Source organism: Gordonia sp. KTR9 (genome assembly GCF_000143885.2).
Lineage (GTDB): Bacteria > Actinomycetota > Actinomycetes > Mycobacteriales > Mycobacteriaceae > Gordonia.
In genome coordinates this window covers 2,237,896-2,253,475 of sequence record NC_018581.1, presented here as the reverse complement: position 1 = coordinate 2,253,475, position 15,580 = coordinate 2,237,896, and the positions used below count along the sequence as shown (strand labels likewise).

15 protein-coding genes and 2 tRNA genes are annotated in these 15,580 nt (G+C 68.1%); 6 read left to right on the top strand and 11 right to left on the bottom strand.

Annotation, left to right across the window (positions count from 1 at the left end; all coding sequences use genetic code 11):
• Positions 1-19 precede the first annotated feature (19 nt).
• The 3 genes from KTR9_RS10995 to KTR9_RS10985 form a co-directional block, all read right to left on the bottom strand.
• Complete coding sequence (locus KTR9_RS10995; RefSeq protein WP_014926432.1) at positions 20-631, bottom strand: ATP-dependent Clp protease proteolytic subunit; 612 nt, start codon at positions 629-631, stop codon at positions 20-22.
• 276 nt (positions 632-907) lie between these two features.
• Positions 908-2,275 (bottom strand): trigger factor, encoded by a 1,368-nt coding sequence (gene tig / locus KTR9_RS10990; RefSeq protein WP_014926431.1) that lies wholly within the window; start codon positions 2,273-2,275, stop codon positions 908-910.
• An 88-nt stretch (positions 2,276-2,363) separates the two neighbouring features.
• Positions 2,364-2,437 (bottom strand) — tRNA-Pro (locus KTR9_RS10985).
• A 236-nt stretch (positions 2,438-2,673) separates the two neighbouring features.
• On the opposite strand from KTR9_RS10985, the gene KTR9_RS10980 reads away from it, so the two are divergent.
• Positions 2,674-2,747, top strand: a tRNA-Gly gene (locus tag KTR9_RS10980).
• 52 nt (positions 2,748-2,799) lie between these two features.
• On the opposite strand, the gene KTR9_RS10975 is transcribed toward KTR9_RS10980, so the two are convergent.
• A complete protein-coding gene (locus tag KTR9_RS10975) occupies positions 2,800-3,048 on the bottom strand; it encodes a hypothetical protein (protein WP_044506461.1) in 249 nt (82 codons plus the stop codon).
• A 248-nt stretch (positions 3,049-3,296) separates the two neighbouring features.
• On the opposite strand from KTR9_RS10975, the gene KTR9_RS26890 reads away from it, so the two are divergent.
• Both KTR9_RS26890 and KTR9_RS10970 read left to right on the top strand, forming a co-directional pair.
• Positions 3,297-3,482 (top strand): hypothetical protein, encoded by a 186-nt coding sequence (locus KTR9_RS26890; RefSeq protein ID WP_081637187.1) that lies wholly within the window; start codon positions 3,297-3,299, stop codon positions 3,480-3,482.
• Positions 3,483-3,735: 253 nt separating this feature from the next.
• Positions 3,736-4,494 carry a L,D-transpeptidase gene (locus KTR9_RS10970; protein WP_014926430.1) on the top strand — a complete coding sequence of 253 codons (759 nt, stop codon included), beginning with the start codon at positions 3,736-3,738 and terminating at the stop codon, positions 4,492-4,494.
• A 57-nt stretch (positions 4,495-4,551) separates the two neighbouring features.
• Here KTR9_RS10970 and KTR9_RS10965 read toward each other — a convergent pair whose 3' ends face one another.
• The 4 genes from KTR9_RS10965 to KTR9_RS10950 form a co-directional block, all read right to left on the bottom strand.
• Entirely contained in the window at positions 4,552-5,481 is a 930-nt protein-coding gene (locus KTR9_RS10965) for a PE-PPE domain-containing protein (protein WP_014926429.1), read from the bottom strand.
• 88 nt (positions 5,482-5,569) lie between these two features.
• Positions 5,570-6,007, bottom strand: coding sequence for a hypothetical protein (locus tag KTR9_RS10960; RefSeq protein ID WP_010841631.1), 438 nt, complete (start codon positions 6,005-6,007; stop codon positions 5,570-5,572).
• 104 nt (positions 6,008-6,111) lie between these two features.
• Positions 6,112-6,915, bottom strand: coding sequence for an Fpg/Nei family DNA glycosylase (locus tag KTR9_RS10955; RefSeq protein WP_014926428.1), 804 nt, complete (start codon positions 6,913-6,915; stop codon positions 6,112-6,114).
• A gap of 16 nt (positions 6,916-6,931) precedes the next feature.
• Positions 6,932-7,414, bottom strand: coding sequence for a ribose-5-phosphate isomerase (locus KTR9_RS10950; protein WP_010841633.1), 483 nt, complete (start codon positions 7,412-7,414; stop codon positions 6,932-6,934).
• A 22-nt stretch (positions 7,415-7,436) separates the two neighbouring features.
• On the opposite strand from KTR9_RS10950, the gene KTR9_RS10945 reads away from it, so the two are divergent.
• Entirely contained in the window at positions 7,437-8,483 is a 1,047-nt protein-coding gene (locus KTR9_RS10945) for a M48 family metallopeptidase (RefSeq protein WP_044506457.1), read from the top strand.
• Positions 8,484-8,515: 32 nt separating this feature from the next.
• Here the strand turns inward: KTR9_RS10945 and KTR9_RS10940 are convergent, their stop codons facing one another.
• Positions 8,516-9,136, bottom strand: a complete 621-nt coding sequence (locus KTR9_RS10940; RefSeq protein WP_014926425.1) for a mycothiol-dependent nitroreductase Rv2466c family protein — start codon at positions 9,134-9,136, stop codon at positions 8,516-8,518.
• 197 nt (positions 9,137-9,333) lie between these two features.
• Between KTR9_RS10940 and KTR9_RS10935 the strand changes: the two genes are divergently transcribed.
• Both KTR9_RS10935 and pepN read left to right on the top strand, forming a co-directional pair.
• The gene (locus KTR9_RS10935; protein WP_014926424.1) at positions 9,334-10,623 is read left to right on the top strand and encodes a TetR/AcrR family transcriptional regulator; all 1,290 of its coding nucleotides are present in this window, start codon (positions 9,334-9,336) and stop codon (positions 10,621-10,623) included.
• Complete coding sequence (gene pepN, locus KTR9_RS10930) at positions 10,620-13,223, top strand: aminopeptidase N (RefSeq protein ID WP_014926423.1); 2,604 nt, start codon at positions 10,620-10,622, stop codon at positions 13,221-13,223. The genes KTR9_RS10935 and pepN overlap by 4 nt, the downstream gene beginning before the upstream one ends.
• Positions 13,224-13,239: 16 nt before the next feature.
• Here the strand turns inward: pepN and KTR9_RS10925 are convergent, their stop codons facing one another.
• The gene (locus KTR9_RS10925) at positions 13,240-13,920 is read right to left on the bottom strand and encodes a response regulator (protein WP_010841638.1); all 681 of its coding nucleotides are present in this window, start codon (positions 13,918-13,920) and stop codon (positions 13,240-13,242) included.
• Positions 13,917-15,476: a sensor histidine kinase gene (locus KTR9_RS10920; protein ID WP_014926422.1), complete on the bottom strand. Its 1,560-nt coding sequence runs from the start codon at positions 15,474-15,476 to the stop codon at positions 13,917-13,919. Before KTR9_RS10920 ends, KTR9_RS10925 begins: the two co-directional genes overlap by 4 nt.
• Positions 15,477-15,580: the final 104 nt, after the last annotated feature.

Sequence of the window (15,580 nt, the reverse complement as noted above, 5' to 3'; positions counted from 1 at the left end):
AGATGGTCGGATCACGCGATCACGGAGTGGATCCCTGGCCCGGTCGCGAGATCACCTTGTCGACGAAGCCGTACTCCCGGGCCTCTTCGGCGGTGAACCACTTGTCGCGGTCGGCGTCGGCCTCGATCTTCTCGAGCGGCTGACCGCTGAACTCGGCGTTGAGCTTGTTCATTTCCTTCTTGGTCAGCGCGAACTGCTCGGCCTGGATCGCGATGTCGGCGGCGGTACCGCCGATGCCTGCGGACGGCTGATGCATCATGATGCGCGCGTGCGGCAGCGCGTGCCGCTTGCCCTTGGTGCCGGCGGCGAGCAGGAACTGCCCCATCGACGCGGCCATGCCCATCGCATAGGTCGCGACGTCGCACTCGGCGAGCTGCATGGTGTCGAAGATCGCCATGCCCGCGGTGACCGAGCCACCGGGCGAGTTGATGTAGAGGTGGATGTCCTTCTGCGGGTCCTCGGCGGCGAGCAGCAGGATCTGCGCGCACAGCCGGTTGGCGATCTCGTCGTCCACCTGGGTGCCCAGGAAGATGATGCGCTCGCGCAGCAGACGCTCGAACACCGAATCGGTCAGGTTCAACCCAGCCATACCCGAACTCATCGAGGGTGTGTGGATGGTCGGCTCACTCACAGGTTCCTACCTTTGCCTTGTTGTCATGACCTGTGCGTCATCTCGGATGACGCACACGCTCATCGAATACTTCTCTGATGACGTCCTCACCGACACTAACCAATCGAGACCCCCGGGCACTCCCGAGGACACGCCACTTCGCTGAGAGCAGAACCACTTCGGCACCGTGAACGGCTCGTGCGCGATGGTGGACCGACGGCAATCGCCGGCCCTCGTGGACGAGGACCGGCGATGTGCGTGATCACAATGCGGCACGCATGGCCGCGGTGGAGCCGATCAGTTGTCGGCGTCGGACTCCTCGGTTGCGGATTCCTCCGCGTCGTCCTTGCCACCGAAGTACTCGGCGGTGTCGACGGTGGTGCCGTTGGTGTCGGTGACGGTCACATCGCCGACGATGGCGGCCAGCGACTTGCCGCGACGGACGTCGGCGTAGACGGCCCCGACCTGGTTGGCCTGAGTCAGCTGCTGGATGAACTCCTGCGGCTGCATGCCGTACCGCTGGGCGGTGAAGATGATCTGCTGGGTCAGCTCGTCCTGGCTGACCTCGGTGTCCTGCTGATCGGCGATGGCGTCGAGAAGCAGCTGCTGCTTGACCGACTTCTCGGCCTCCTCGCGGGACTCGGCATTCCACTCCTCGCGGGTCTTGCCCTGCGCCTCGAGGAACTTGGCGACCTGCTCGTCGTCGTGCCCGAGGGCGTGGATGACCTGGTGCTGCTGGCCTTCGACCTCTTCGTCGACGACCTTCTCGGGCAGCGGGATCTCGACGGTCTCGAGCAGCTTCTCGAGCACTGCGTCGCGGATCTTGTTGGCCTGCTCCAGCTTCGCGGACTGCTCGACGCGCTCGGCGAGGCTGGCACGCAGTTCCTCGACGGTGTCGAACTCGCTGGCCATCTGGGCGAACTCGTCGTCGACCTCGGGCAGCTCGCGCTCCTTGACCGACTGCACGGTCACCTTCACGAGCGCTTCCTCACCGGCGTGATCGCCGGCGACGAGCTTGGTCGTGAACTCCTTGTCCTCGCCGGCCTTCAGACCGATGAGCGCCTCGTCGAGTCCGTCGATGAGCTGACCGGAGCCGACCTCGTGCGACAGGCCCTCGGTGGTGGCCTCCTCGACGGGCTCGCCGTCGACGGTCGCCGCCAGGTCGATCGAGACGAAGTCGCCGTTCTCGATGCCGCGCTCGACACCCTTGAGGGTGCCGAAGCGGGCGCGCAGCCCTTCGAGCTGCTCGTCGACCGCAGCCTCGTCGACCTCGATCGCGTCGACCTCGACCGACAGGGTCGAGTAGTCGGGCAGGGTGATCTCGGGACGGACGTCGACCTCGGCGGTGAAGGACACCGACTCGCCGTACTTCAGCTCGGAGAGGTCGATCTCGGGCTGGCCGATGGCCTTGGTCTCGGTCTCGGCGACGGCCTCGGAGTACTTGGCCGGGATGGCGTCGTTGACGACCTGAGCGAGGATCGAATCGCGACCGACGCGGGCTTCGATCAGCTTGGCGGGCGCCTTGCCCGGACGGAATCCGGGGATCCGGATCTGCTGGGCCAACGACCGGTAGGCCCGGTCGAAGTCTGCCGACAGCTCCTCGAACGGGACCTCGACGTTGAGCTTGACCCGGGTCGGGGTGAGTTGCTCGACAGTGCTCTTCACGCCTGAATACTCCTTATATCTGCGGTGGTGGAAGTTCGGTCGTTCGCGGGCCGTGCACCGGGTGACCGGTCGGGCCACATCGATCAAGTCGGGATGACAGGATTTGAACCTGCGACCCTCCGCTCCCAAAGCGGATGCGCTACCAAGCTGCGCCACATCCCGGGGTCCGAACACGCGAGGAGCACCCCGGAGGGCGACCGCGCATCAGGGCCAACAAGAGATAGTACGTGCCGCCGCTGCCGACCCCGCGCACGGGTGTCCGAAAGCGTCACGGAACCGGGGACGCCCGACGTATGCCGCAGCCGCGATACCGACCCCGATTTTCGGTTCCCGCCCCACTGCCGGTACAGTCACTGATCGCACGCACCACCGGGTTTTCGACGGCCATCGCGAGCAACGCGGGTGTAGCTCAATGGTAGAGCCCTAGTCTTCCAAACTAGCTACGCGGGTTCGATTCCCGTCACCCGCTCCACCGGGTCCGGAGGCATCACGCCTCCGGACCTTCTGCATTTCAGGGCGCCGTGTCAGAGCACCGGGGGCGCGTTCCACGGCAGCGGCAGCGGCACGTACTCGTACTCGATCTCGGGGGCCGGCTCCTCTTCGGGATGTCCGGGCGACGTCGGATCACCGGGGCCGGTCGAGACGATCGGCGGCGGGCAGGGCGCGAACTGGCCGTTGCCGATGGCCATCTTGCAGGGCTCGGCGTTCGCGAGTCCCGCGCCTCCGATGAATGCCGCTGCGGCGAATGTCAGTGTTGCAATGAGTCTGGTCATCGACTTTCCTTACAATGTCTCACCTCTCGTGCCGGAGAGGTTGCGAGATGTAGAAGCGCACTCCTTCCCGGGGCACCGCGTACCGCCCCCGCCATCGACGCTCCTCTGTCGTGCGCGCGTCACACCCGGTTCCGCTCCGGATGTCTCAGATCGCAGCCCGAGTCACCCGACCGGACCACACCCACGCGCACGATCACCGCAACCCGACCATCCTGTGATCCTCACCACACCAGGCGTACCGTTGACCCATGTCCTCCAGCCACACGAAAACCCAGCGCCGGTGCGGCTCCTGCGGCGCCCCCCTGTACGTACGCCGAGACGTCACCGAATCCGAGGCCGGCATCGGCCGCGTCGACGTGATGCTCGTCTGCCGGGACGAAGCATGCTCGCAACCAGCGCGGCATCTCCGGACCGAGCACCCACAACCCGCCTGACCGAAAACCCAACGAAGTCCAAAGCCCAAGTAACACTGGGACAAACGATCCTGTTGACATCGGCGGGACTTCGACGAAGATGAGTCCCAATCGTCGCCGTCCGGACATGCGACACCCCGAATGTGATGACCGTCACACGCAGTGCCCGCAGCTACGCTCACCTTGGGTTTTGCGACGTTGTACTCCCCGTTCGCGATCGCGGGGTCATTCAGCGTGCGCGACTCCTTGGACCCAAGACAACGGTTGTGTAACGATGGTGCAGCGCTCAGGCCGATGCGCGGACAGACCCATCGAACCGAAGGTACGACCTGTGTTGAACTCCCCAACGCCGACCTCGCGCGCCTCGCGCCGCCGCTCGGCTCGACGCCTCACGGCTGTCGTCTTCGGCGTCCTGGCGATGGCCCTCGCCCTTCCCGGTGTCGCGAACGCCGTCCCGGTGACCGTGATCCCCGGCCTGCCGCCGGTCGAGATCCCCGCCGTCCCGGGCCTGCCGACCCCGCCGGCGCCGAGCACTCCCGAGGCTCCGCAGCCGCCGTCGTCGACGACGACCGAGGAGAAGCCCGCCGACCCGGCCATCCCGAACGTGAAGACCGAGACCGGCTACATCGCGCTGGCCGACGACAACACCCACACCATCACCTGGTGGCACAACGGTGAGGTCGTGAAGAAGATGCCGATCTCGATGGGGTCCGACAAGAACCCGACCCCCCACGGCGTCTACTACACCAAGGAGAAGTACCGCGACATGTACATGGATTCGTCCACGTACGGCGTCCCGGTGGACTCCGCCGAGGGCTACCGGACCTACGTCGAGTACGCCACGCGCATGTCGTGGGACGGAATCTTCATCCACGCGGCGCCCTGGTCGGTCAACCAGCAGGGTCGCAGCAACGTCAGCCATGGCTGCATCAACGTGACCACCGAGTACGGCAAGTGGGTGTACGACAACGTCCCCCGCAACACCCCGATCGTGGTCCGCAACACCATCGGACCGAAGTACCAGAACACCTAGGTCAGCAACAGACAGCACAGGGGCCGGTCACCAGTGGTGACCGGCCCCTGTCGCGCGCTACGCGGCGGTGCGGGCGGCGAACGTCGCCTGCACCTGTAGCCATCGCGCGATCACCTGACAGCCGGTGGAGGCGGGATCGGTGACCGAGGCCCGCCGGTAGGGTTCGCTCCCGTAGGACGTGTGCCGACCGCCCGCGGCATTCGACACCCACAGACCGCTGATGCGCATCCGCGCCGGCAGGTAGCACCGGACCTCACGCCACGCAGCCGCCAGACGTCCCAGGTCGCGACGCCACTGCGCCGGCCGGACGGAGGTGCGTCGCGCGTTCTGCAAGTCATTGGCGCGCAGCACATCCCACGCACTCCTGCCCCATCGGCCGAGTCCGGCGAAGGTCATCGACCCGGTGAGGTCGGCGACGTCACGCACGAGTGAGTCCGCACCCGCGTTGCAGATCATGTCCTCGGCCGCGCCCACCCAGTGCACCGGGACCCCTGCGGGCAGGTCGACTCCGGGGCCGGCCACGCCCCATCCGCGACAGCCGGGCACCACACCGGGTGGCTGGTGCGGATCGGCGACCAGACCCACGCCGATCACCCGGTCCAGGGCGGGCGGCGTGTCGGTCGCGCTGCCGGCGGCCAGGTCGGCGAGGGCGGCGCGAATGACCACGGCTCCCTGCGAGTAACCCACCAGGGCAATCGGACCTGTCGAGGCACGGACGGCCGCGCGCAGACTGGATGCGCCGAGGGCAACGCTCTCGACGAAACTCATCCCACCCGGTGCCGGGGCAGGCCCGTAGCTCGCCGGGTATCCGATCCAGCGACAGACTAAGCGGTCGTCGAGTTCGTCCGCCACGCCTGCCAGAAGGCCCGACACGTCGGTCCGGGTGTCGCCCGCGAAGGACTCCCCCGTGCCACCGACCACGAAGACGGTGACCGCCGACGACGCGTCGCCCGGTCGTCCGGGACCGACTCCTCGACTCTGCTGCACCCACCCATCGTGGCGCCGGCATGTGTGAACCGGCCGCAGGGTCGCTGAGGGCTCGCTGAGAGTCCCTCCGCAGGTATGGCGACGCGGGTCAGGACGCCTGGGCAGGCGGCGGTTTCGCGACGTAGTCGGCGGTCTCGATGATCGCGACGAAGAATCCGCTTCCCTCGATCACGTTGGCGCTGTGCACCAGTCCGGCCGGGATGTAGATACTCGCCGGCGCCTCGACCTCGTAGACCTCGTCGCCGAGGGTGATCTCGTAGACGAGGCGGTCAAGGGACAACAGGATGTTAATCTCCGGGCAGTCGTGCACATGCGGCTCGCAGTAGTCACGGGCGGCAGCCGACACGGCGCGCATCTCGTGCGCCACGACACGCTTCTCCGCTTCCGGGAACAGATCGCCGCCGGCCAGCACACGGCGGGTGATCGGCGCATCGGCGGCCCCGTGGAAAGGTACGTCTTTCAGTGGGGACACCTCGCCCCGCGAGATCAATCCGGCATGAGACCGGATGCTTTCGCTGATTGTCACACTGCCCCCTCTGTCATCCCCGACCCTTCGCATGAGTAAGGAACTCACGGTCTTGCACGATGCTACTAAGGTTCGGCTACCCACACCGACCGGGCAGTAACTTGTTAAGTCTGACAGACGGGGCACCAATACAGTTTTCGCGCTTCGAGGTCGGCGACGAGGACGGGGGTTCGGCAGATCCGGCACGGCTCCCCGGCCCGCCGGTACACGTAGGTTCGCGGCCGGTTCGGCGCGTACGCCGGCGCGCCGGAATCGTCCTCGGGACGTATCACGTGGATGCGTCCACGACGTACACCGATCTTCATGAGGTCCATCAGATCGGCCCACAGCGCGTCGAATTCCTCACGGAGAACACGCTTTCCGGGACGCATCGGGTCGATGCCCGCACGAAAGAGGATCTCGGCGCGATACACGTTGCCGATCCCCGCGATGACTTTCTGGTCCATCAGGAGGGCGCCGACGGGGCGCGCGGACCGCGAGATCGCAGCCCATGCCCGTCCGGGGTCGGCGTCGCGTCGGAGTGGATCCGGACCGAGGCGGGCTATCAACGTCTCGAGGTCGGCGGGGTGGTAGATCTCACAGGCCGTCGGTCCGCGAAGATCCGTGGCGGCGGTCTCACTCTCGATTCGGAGTCGAACCTGCCCCACCGGTTCGGGCACGGGCACCGGGAGTTCGGTGAAGGCGCCGTAGAGGCCGAGATGGATGTGCACCAGACGCTCGGTGCGATCATCTCGGTATCGATGCACGAGGTGTTTGCCCCAGGCCTCGGCGGCGTGGAAGGTCAGTCCGTCCACCGCCGCCGCACCGTCGGCGAACCGCCCCTGCGGGCTGCTGACGCGGACCTGCGTGCCGCCGAACAGACGCTGCTGGCGACGCGCGAGCCGATGAAGAGTGTGGCCCTCGGGCACGGGCTGCGCCGGTGGCCTACTGGGCCGGGGCCGCCGGCACCTCGGGAGCCTCACCGGTTCGCTCGTACTCGGCGAGGATGTCGATGCGACGCTGGTGCCGCGCCTCCTCCGACCACGGGGTGGCGAGGAAGGCGTCGACGATGGCGAGCGCCTCGTCGGTGCTGTGCATCCGGCCACCGATTCCGATGAGTTGCGCGTTGTTGTGCTGCCGGGCCAGCTGTGCGGTCTCGACGCTCCAGGCGAGTGCGCAGCGGGCACCGGGGACCTTGTTGGCAGCGATCTGTTCGCCGTTGCCGCTGCCGCCCAGCACGATTCCCAGGCTGCCGGGGTCGGCGACGGTCCGGGACGCGGCGGCGATGCAGAACGCCGGGTAGTCGTCGGCGGGATCCATCACATGGGCTCCGCAGTCCACGACCTCGTGGCCGGTCGCCGCGAGATGATCGGCGATCTGGTTCTTGAGTTCGAATCCGGCATGGTCGGCACCGAGATAGACACGCATGGCGCCACTATAGATTGAGGGCGTGGACACGCCCCTGCCCATCCCCCGCGAGCCGAACGGCGGCGCGCCCGCCTCCGGGGCGCCGATCCCCAACGTGCCCGGTGTCGCCGACCCGCCACCACCTGCTCCCACCGACCCCGCCCGTCGGTGGCTGCGTCCGGCCCACTACGCGGCGAGGCCTCGGCTCCATCCCTGGGAGATCCCCGCACTCGTGGTGGTCATCCTCGCGACGGTGCTGGGATACGCGGCGATCATCGTGCTCGTGGCGCTCGGCATGCTCGACCAGCTCCTGCTGGGTGCGCTGCTGTTCCCGCTCCTGCTCTTCGTGATCCGCGGTCTGACCTACGCGTCTCCACGGGTGAACGGTGTGCAGATGACGCCGACCCAGTTCCCGGACGGGCATCGGATGGTCGTCGAGGCCGCGGCGCGCTTCGGCCTCGAATACGTGCCCGACGCCTACGTCGTCCTCGGCAACGGCGCGATCAACGCGTTCGCCTCCGGGCACGGGTTCCGACGCTTCGTCGTCGTGTACTCCGACCTGTTCGAGGTGGGTGGCGCGGCCCGGGATCCGCAGGCACTCGAGTTCATCATCGGCCACGAGGTCGGCCACATCGCCGCCGGGCACACCTCGTACTGGCGACAGCTCTCGACGATCGTCGGCATGAACATCCCGGTCCTCGGGGCCGCGCTGTGCCGCGCGCAGGAATACAGTGCCGACAACTACGGGTATTACGCCAGACCCGGTGGCGCACCCGGCGCCATCGGAGTCCTGGCCGCGGGCAAATACATGCTCTCGGCGGTGGACTTCGACCAGTTCGCCGACCGGGCGACCCACGAGCGCGGCTTCTTCACCTTCTTGACCAACGCCATGTCGTCGCATCCGGTGCTGACCTGGCGCGCGGCCGCTCTCCGCGACCGGACCCGTGCGGGCGCGATGCTGTTGCGTCCGCGCCGGATCGTCCGCGGTGTCGGCAGCGGGAACGTGGTGGCGGTGCCACCGCCACCACATCCCGCCGCCCTCGCGCCCGGCGGACTTCCCAACGGCATGGAACCCCCGCCACGTTTCTGACGCGGAAGTCCGTTGCGGCACAACCGAACCGGTCAGTCGAACTGCGGGTCCTCGTTCCGTGTGCGCTTGAGCTCGAAGAAGTGGGGGTACGACGCCAGCGCGCGCGCACCGTCCCACACCGTCCCGGCGTCCTCACCGCGCGGGATGCGCGACAGGACCGGACCGAAGAATGCGACGTCGTTGACGTGGATGGTCGGCGTGCCGACATCGTCGCCCACCTTGTCCATGCCGGCGTGATGACTCGCGCGGATGGTGTCGTCGAACTCGGTGCCGTCGGCGGCCTCCGCGAGCGAGGCGTCGAGACCGAGTTCGTCGAGCGCACCGGCGATGACCTCGTCGAGGTCTTTGATGCCCTGGTTGTGGATGCGGGTGCCCATCGCCGTGTACAAGGGCGCGAGGATCTCGTCCCCCTTCTGGGCGGCGGCGGCCGCCACGACGCGGACGGGACGCCAGGCGTGCTTGAGTCCCTCGCGGTACTCCTCGGGAATGTCCTTGCCCTCGTTGAGGACAGCGAGGCTCATGATGTGGAAGTTCACCTCGATCGGCCGGACCTGCTCGGCTTCGAGAATCCAGCGCGAGGTGATCCAGCACCAGGGACACAGCGGGTCGAACCAGAAATCGACGCGGTCGGTGGTCTGGGCCTGCACTGACATCGGAACGTCCTCTCGAGAGTCGGCTGTCTGTCGGGCGCCGGCCGTCCGGCCGGTTCCGCCGTCGGACGCCTCAACATCGCGGTGCGCCGAACTGTTCCCGGGTGCGTCGGACAGCCGGCCGGGGGCTGGGGATACGCACCGCCCGGGCCGCGCGTGATGTGAGATGGTGCATGGACCGCCGAGGAACAGGACCCGGGATGTCGCTGCCACCACCGTCTGATCCGGATCAGCCGATCCGGGCAGATCGGCGCGGCCACCCGGTCGTACCCAGATCCGTCGGGCAGAGATCGGCACAGATCGTCCGGGCCGCCACAAAGCTCTTCCAGGAGGCCGGGTTCCGGAACGTCAGCATCGAGCAGATCGGCGCCGCCGTCGGTCTCACCGGCCCGGCAGTCTATCGGCATTTTCCCGGCAAACACGACATTCTCTCGCAGGCCCTGACCACCCAGGTGGAGCTCGTCGCCCAACTGATGGCCGACGCGAAGAGCCGCGGCCGTTCGCCGGGCGACCAGCTCTCCCTTCTCCTCGACGGGCTCGGCGACCTCACCGCGCATCGAGACGTCTCGACGTTGTGGCGCCGCGAACAACGGCATCTGCAGCACGCCGAACTCGACGTGATGAAAGAGTATTTCGATGAGCTGAGCGAGCATGTCGCCTCGCTCATCGTCGCCACGCGGCCCGACCTCTCGCCGGCGGCCGCGGAGGTGCTGAGTGCGGCACTGCTCAGCGTGTTCTCCAACACCTCCGGCATGCGCGGCTCACTTCCGCCGGCCCGCCTCAAGCAGGTTCAGCGAGCGGTGGCGGACTCGCTCATCACCTGTGAGCTGCCAAGGGCACCCGGTCCGGACACCGGTGACCAGACCCCACCCGCGCGCCGGCGCCCCGCCGCCCGCCGCGAGCGGATACTCGACGCCGCCACCCGACTGTTCTCCGAGCGCGGATTCCCCGACGTGCGTATCGACGAGATCGCGAAGACCGCGGACGTCTCCATCGCGACCCTGTACCAAGAGGTCTCCGGCAAATCCGATTTGCTCCTGGCGGTCCTGTGGCGCGGCGTCCAGGGAATTCTCTATGTCTCCGGCCACGCTCTGGACCGTGTCGTCGCCGGCGATGCACTCGACGCGCTGATCCGGGTGTTCGTCGAGTATTCGCTGGGCGAACACGGTCGCATCATGCCGGTCTTCACCCGCGACCTGATGTACCTTCCCGACGCCGAGCAGACGCGACTGCTGAACGCTCAGGCGGACTATCGGGCCGAATGGATCGACGCGATCCGATCCCGCAACGGACTGCTGACGGCGGCTGACGCGAATGCGCTCGTGCAGGCGCTCTTCGGCTTCACCTGTGAGGTCATCGAGTCGCCACGGTTGCGGTCCAGGCCCCGGGGTCGCGGACGACCTCGAGGCGATCGCCCGGGCGATCCTGAACCCGGCCGGGTTGCGTTGAGCGCCGCCCGCGTCCGCACCTGGATAAGCTGGCCTGCGTGACTGCTCCGAACCTCACCAGAGACCAGGCCCGCGACCGCGCAGCGATTCTCGACGTGTCGAACTACCAGATCGAGCTCGACCTCACCGACGGTTCCGGCGCTCCCGGGACCGAGACGTTCCGATCCACGACGACGGTGCGGTTCACGGCGTCGGAAGGCAGTGAGACGTTCGTCGATCTCGTCGCCCCCACCCTGATCTCGGCCACCCTCAACGGCACCGACCTCGACGTGTCCGGCTTCGACGAGTCGATCGGCATCCCGTTGTCCGGCCTCGCCGCCGACAACACGCTCACCGTGGTCGCCGACTGCGCCTACTCCAACACCGGCGAGGGTCTGCACCGATTCGTCGACCAGTCCGACGACTCGGTCTACCTGTATTCCCAGTTCGAGACCGCCGACGCCAAGCGGATGTTCGCGTGCTTCGATCAGCCCGACCTCAAGGCGACCTACACCGTGACCGTCACCGCTCCCGCGGACTGGAAGGTCATCTCCAACGCGGCGCACGCGGAAGCTCCCGGTGACCCGGATGCCGCCACATCCGCTGTGGTGCATCGCTTTCAGGAGACCGTCCCGATGAGCACCTACCTCGTAGCGCTCATCGCGGGGCCCTACGCGGAGTGGACCGACGTCTACTCCGACGAGCACGGCGACATCCCCCTGGGCATCTACTGCCGCGCATCGCTGGCCGAGTTCATGGATTCGGAGCGACTGTTCACCGAGACCAAACAGGGATTCGGCTTCTACCACAAGAACTTCGGAATCCCCTACCCCTTCGGCAAGTACGACCAGCTGTTCGTCCCCGAGTTCAACGCCGGTGCGATGGAGAACGCGGGCGCCGTCACCTTCCTCGAGGACTACGTCTTCCGGTCCCGCGTGACCAAATACCTCTACGAGCGTCGCGCCGAGACGGTTCTGCACGAGATGGCGCACATGTGGTTCGGCGACCTGGTCACCATGCAGTGGTGGGATGACCTGTGGCTCAACGAGTCCTTCGCGACCTTCGCATCGGTGCTGTGCCAGTCCGAGGCGACCGAGTACACCAGCGCCTGGACGACGTTCGCCAACGTCGAGAAGTCCTGGGCCTACCGCCAGGACCAGCTGCCCTCGACCCACCCGGTCGCCGCGGACATCCCCGACATCGCCGCCGTCGAGGTCAACTTCGACGGCATCACCTACGCGAAGGGCGCATCGGTCCTCAAGCAGCTGGTCGCCTATGTGGGTCTCGAGGACTTCCTCGCCGGGTTGCGCAGCTACTTCGCCGCACACGAGTTCGGCAACGCCACGTTCGCCGATCTCCTGGGCGCACTGGAGAAGTCGTCGGGCCGCGACCTGTCGGACTGGGGCGCCCAATGGCTGCGCACCACCGGCATCAACGTCATCCGACCCGACTTCGAGGTCGACGACTCGGGCGCCTTCACCCGGTTCACCATCGTCCAGGACGGTGCCGCCCCCGGCGCCGGTGAGACCAGGGTCCACCGTCTGCGTGTGGGCGTCTACGCCGACAACGGATCCGGCGCCATCGAGCAGACCCGCAGCGTCGAACTCGACATCGAGGGTGAGCGCACCGATGTCGCCGATCTCGTCGGCGTGCACCGCGGAGATCTGGTGCTGCTCAACGACGGCGACCTGACCTACGCCTCGGTCCGACTCGACCCGGAGTCGCTGGCGACCGCGACCGCACGGATCGGCGACATCAGCGATCCGATGCCACGCACCCTGGTCTGGTCGGCGGCATGGGAGATGACCCGGCAGGCCGAGATGCGGGCCCGCGATTTCGTCGAACTCGTGCGTCGGGGAATCGCCGCCGAGTCGGAAATCGGTGTCGTGCAACGCGTCCTGCTGCAGGCGACGACAGCCATCGAGTCCTACGCCGATCCCGAGTGGGCGGCGACGACGGGCCGCCCGGGGTTCAGCGCTCGCATGCTCGAGCTCGCCCGCGCCGCCGATGCCGGCTCCGACCATCAGCTCGCGTTCGTCAACACGTGGCTGGCCGGCCGGATCAACGACGACGAGACCGAGGTGGCCCGCGCACTGCTCGACGGTGCGGACCCCGCCGAGCACGGCCTCGACGGTCTCGCCGTGGACACCGATCTGCGGTGGAAGCTGGTGACCGCGCTGGCGACCGCTGGGGCCATCGACACCGATCCGGCGTCGACCCCGGTCATCGACGCCGAGGCCGAGCGTGACAACACCGCGACCGGTACGCGGTCGGCGGCACTGGCGCGGGCGGCCCGTCCGCTTGCGGAAGCCAAGGCGGACACCTGGACTCGCGCCGTCGAGGACGACACGCTCTCGAACGTGTACACCCGCACCATGATCGGCGGGTTCGCCCGCCCCGGGCAAGGCGAACTCCTCGAGCCCTATGTAGAGAAGTACTTCGCCGCCGTACCGGAGGTCTGGGCACGCCGGTCCAGCGAGGTCGCGCAGACCGTCGTCGTCGGCCTGTACCCGAGTTGGGCGATGTCGCAGCAGGCCCTCGACCTCGCCGAGGAGTTCTTGTCCGGGGACCATCCGTCCGCGCTCAAGCGACTGATCTCCGAGGGTCGTGACGGCGTGGCACGCTCGCTTCGAGCACGCGCCTTCGACGCACAGGAGGGCTGAGCCGGCAGACGTGCGGTCAGCGTCGTCGCCACCGGTATCGCACCTGCGGGCGGCCCGCCGAGCCGTATTCGGTGTCGCGGTCGAGGACGTGGTCGTCGGCGAGCCGCTCCAGGTAGCGCCATGCGGTGACCCGCGACGATCCGAGGGCGCGGGCGACCTCGGAGGCGGTGAGTCCGTCGGGGCTGTCGCGGACCGCCCGGCTCACCGCGTCCTCGGTCTGCGGCGCGGCACCCTTCTTCGCCGACCGGCGGGTGTCGCTCGTGCGCAATTCGGCGAGCGCACGGTCGACGTCGCGCTGGCTGACCGCGTCGGCGTCACCGGTGAGGGCCTCGCGGTATCGCAGGTACTGCTCGATCTTCTCTCGGAACGCCGCGAAGGTGAACGGTTTCAGCAGGTAGAGCAGCACTCCGCGCGACATGGCGCTCCGGACGGTCGCGAGGTCGCGCTGTGCGGTGATCGCGATGACATCGGGCGCCGGGCGTACACCCGACAGCGCGGAGGCGAGGTCCACCCCGCGGGCGTCCGGTAGGCCCAGGTCGAGCAGGACCAGGTCGACGGGCCCGGCGCCGGCCATCCGCAGCGCCTCCTGCGCCGTGGACACGGCGCCCACGACCTCGAATCCCCCCAGACGGGCGAGGTAGTCCCGGTGCGCCTCGGCGATCACCGGTTCGTCCTCGACGATCAGGACGCGGATCACGGTGTGCCCGCCCGCTCGTCGGCGCGCACGCGCACCGAGATGACCGAGCCGTAGGTGTTCTCGGCGGTCATCGTGCCGTGTCGACGGGCGACGACCTGGGCGACGAGGGCGAGCCCGAGCCCGCGGCCGGCGGCGTCGCCACCCGACTTCGTCGAGTAGCCCCGGGCGGTCGCCCGCGCGAACAGTTCGGCGTCCATGCCGGTTCCGCTGTCGGCGACGATGATGTCGAGCACGCGGTCGTCCCCGACGACGGTCACCTCGACCCATGGGTCGGCCGGGTCGCAGGCGTCCAGTGCGTTGTCGATCAGGTTGCCCACCACCGTGATCATCTCGCCGGGAGTGAGGATGCCGGTGCCGGCGTCGCTGACCTGTGACTCCTCGGTCAACGACAGCGGGATGCCGCGTTCGGCCGCCTGCGCCGTCTTGCCGAGCAGCAGGGCGACCAGCGCGGGCTCGGCCACCGCCTGGGTCATCCGGTCGATGAGCTGTTGGGACAACTCGAACTCGGTGGTCGCCAGGCGGACCGCCTCGTCGGGCCGTCCCATCTCGACGAGCGCGACGATCGTGTGCAATCGGTTGGCGGCCTCGTGCACCTGGGACCGAAGTGCCTCGGCGAACCGCGTCATCGAGTCGAGTTCGCCCATCGCCTCCGCGAGCTCGGTGCGGTCCCAGATGGTCACCACCGACGACCGCCGTCGGCCGGACACCGGGGAACGGCTCACGAGCAGTACCCGGCCGCGGTCGGCATACGTCACGTCTGTCTCCTCGTCGCCGTCGGTGAGGAAGGCCGGCAGTTCGTCGGGCGACGCGTCGGCTTCGATGCCGAGCAGGCGTTGCGCTTCGGAGTTGACGAGGGCAGGTCGCCCGTCCTCCACCACCACCAGCCCCTCCCGCACGGACCGCAGCACGGCGTCGTGATGGTCGTACATCAGTCTCAGCTCCTCGGGCGCGAGGCCACCGGTCTGCCGTAGCAACCGTCGCCGAATCCACCACACGCCGCCGACCGCCGTGAGCAGGGCCGCGAACGCTGCGAGGGCGATCAGTGGCAGCTGGCCACGCCACGCCGATGTCAGCGTGCGTTGCGTGATCCCCGCCGCGACCATCCCCACGACGCGTCCGTCCGGCGTGCGGACGGGGACGATCGTGCGGATGGACGGTCCGAGGGTGCCGGTGTAGTTCTCGGTGATCGTCTGCCCTCGCAGCGCCGCGTCGATGCTCCCGAGATACGGCTCGCCGATCCGCGTGGGGTCGGTGTGGGTGAAGCGGGTCCGGTCCGGCGCGAGCACGGTGATGAAGGCGATCCCGGTCGCCGCGCGGACGCGTTCGGTCACCGGCTGGAGCACCGCACTCGGGTCCGGGGACGTCAGCGCCGCGACGGTCGACGGTGACTCCGCGAGGCTGACCGCCACGGCGGTCACCTCGGCCCGCGCCGCTCGGTCTGCGTCGATGCGGGCATCGACGGCCGCCAGAACGCTCTCGGCGACGACCACCGCCGCGAAGACCGACAGCGCGAGGGCCGCGACCTGTCCGGCGAGCGTTCGCGGGTACCACCGCATCCCTGCCGACCTCGTTCCCTGTCTGAACGTAATGAACACAATCGTGACCCGCGTCACCCCGTCGGGCCACAATCCTAATCACTGTTGTCCGAGGTGTATGAGGA

Bases quoted from the DNA above. Each gene is read 5' to 3' on its own strand.
- KTR9_RS10975 (WP_044506461.1), bottom strand. From the start codon at position 3,048: ATGACCAGACTCATTGCAACACTGACATTCGCCGCAGCGGCATTCATC.
- KTR9_RS26890 (WP_081637187.1), top strand. From the start codon at position 3,297: ATGTCCTCCAGCCACACGAAAACCCAGCGCCGGTGCGGCTCCTGCGGC.
- KTR9_RS10970 (WP_014926430.1), top strand. From the start codon at position 3,736: ATGGTGCAGCGCTCAGGCCGATGCGCGGACAGACCCATCGAACCGAAG.
- KTR9_RS10950 (WP_010841633.1), bottom strand. From the start codon at position 7,414: ATGCGTGTCTATCTCGGTGCCGACCATGCCGGATTCGAACTCAAGAAC.
- KTR9_RS10940 (WP_014926425.1), bottom strand. From the start codon at position 9,136: ATGTCAGTGCAGGCCCAGACCACCGACCGCGTCGATTTCTGGTTCGAC.
- KTR9_RS10935 (WP_014926424.1), top strand. From the start codon at position 9,334: ATGTCGCTGCCACCACCGTCTGATCCGGATCAGCCGATCCGGGCAGAT.
- KTR9_RS10920 (WP_014926422.1), bottom strand. From the start codon at position 15,476: ATGCGGTGGTACCCGCGAACGCTCGCCGGACAGGTCGCGGCCCTCGCG.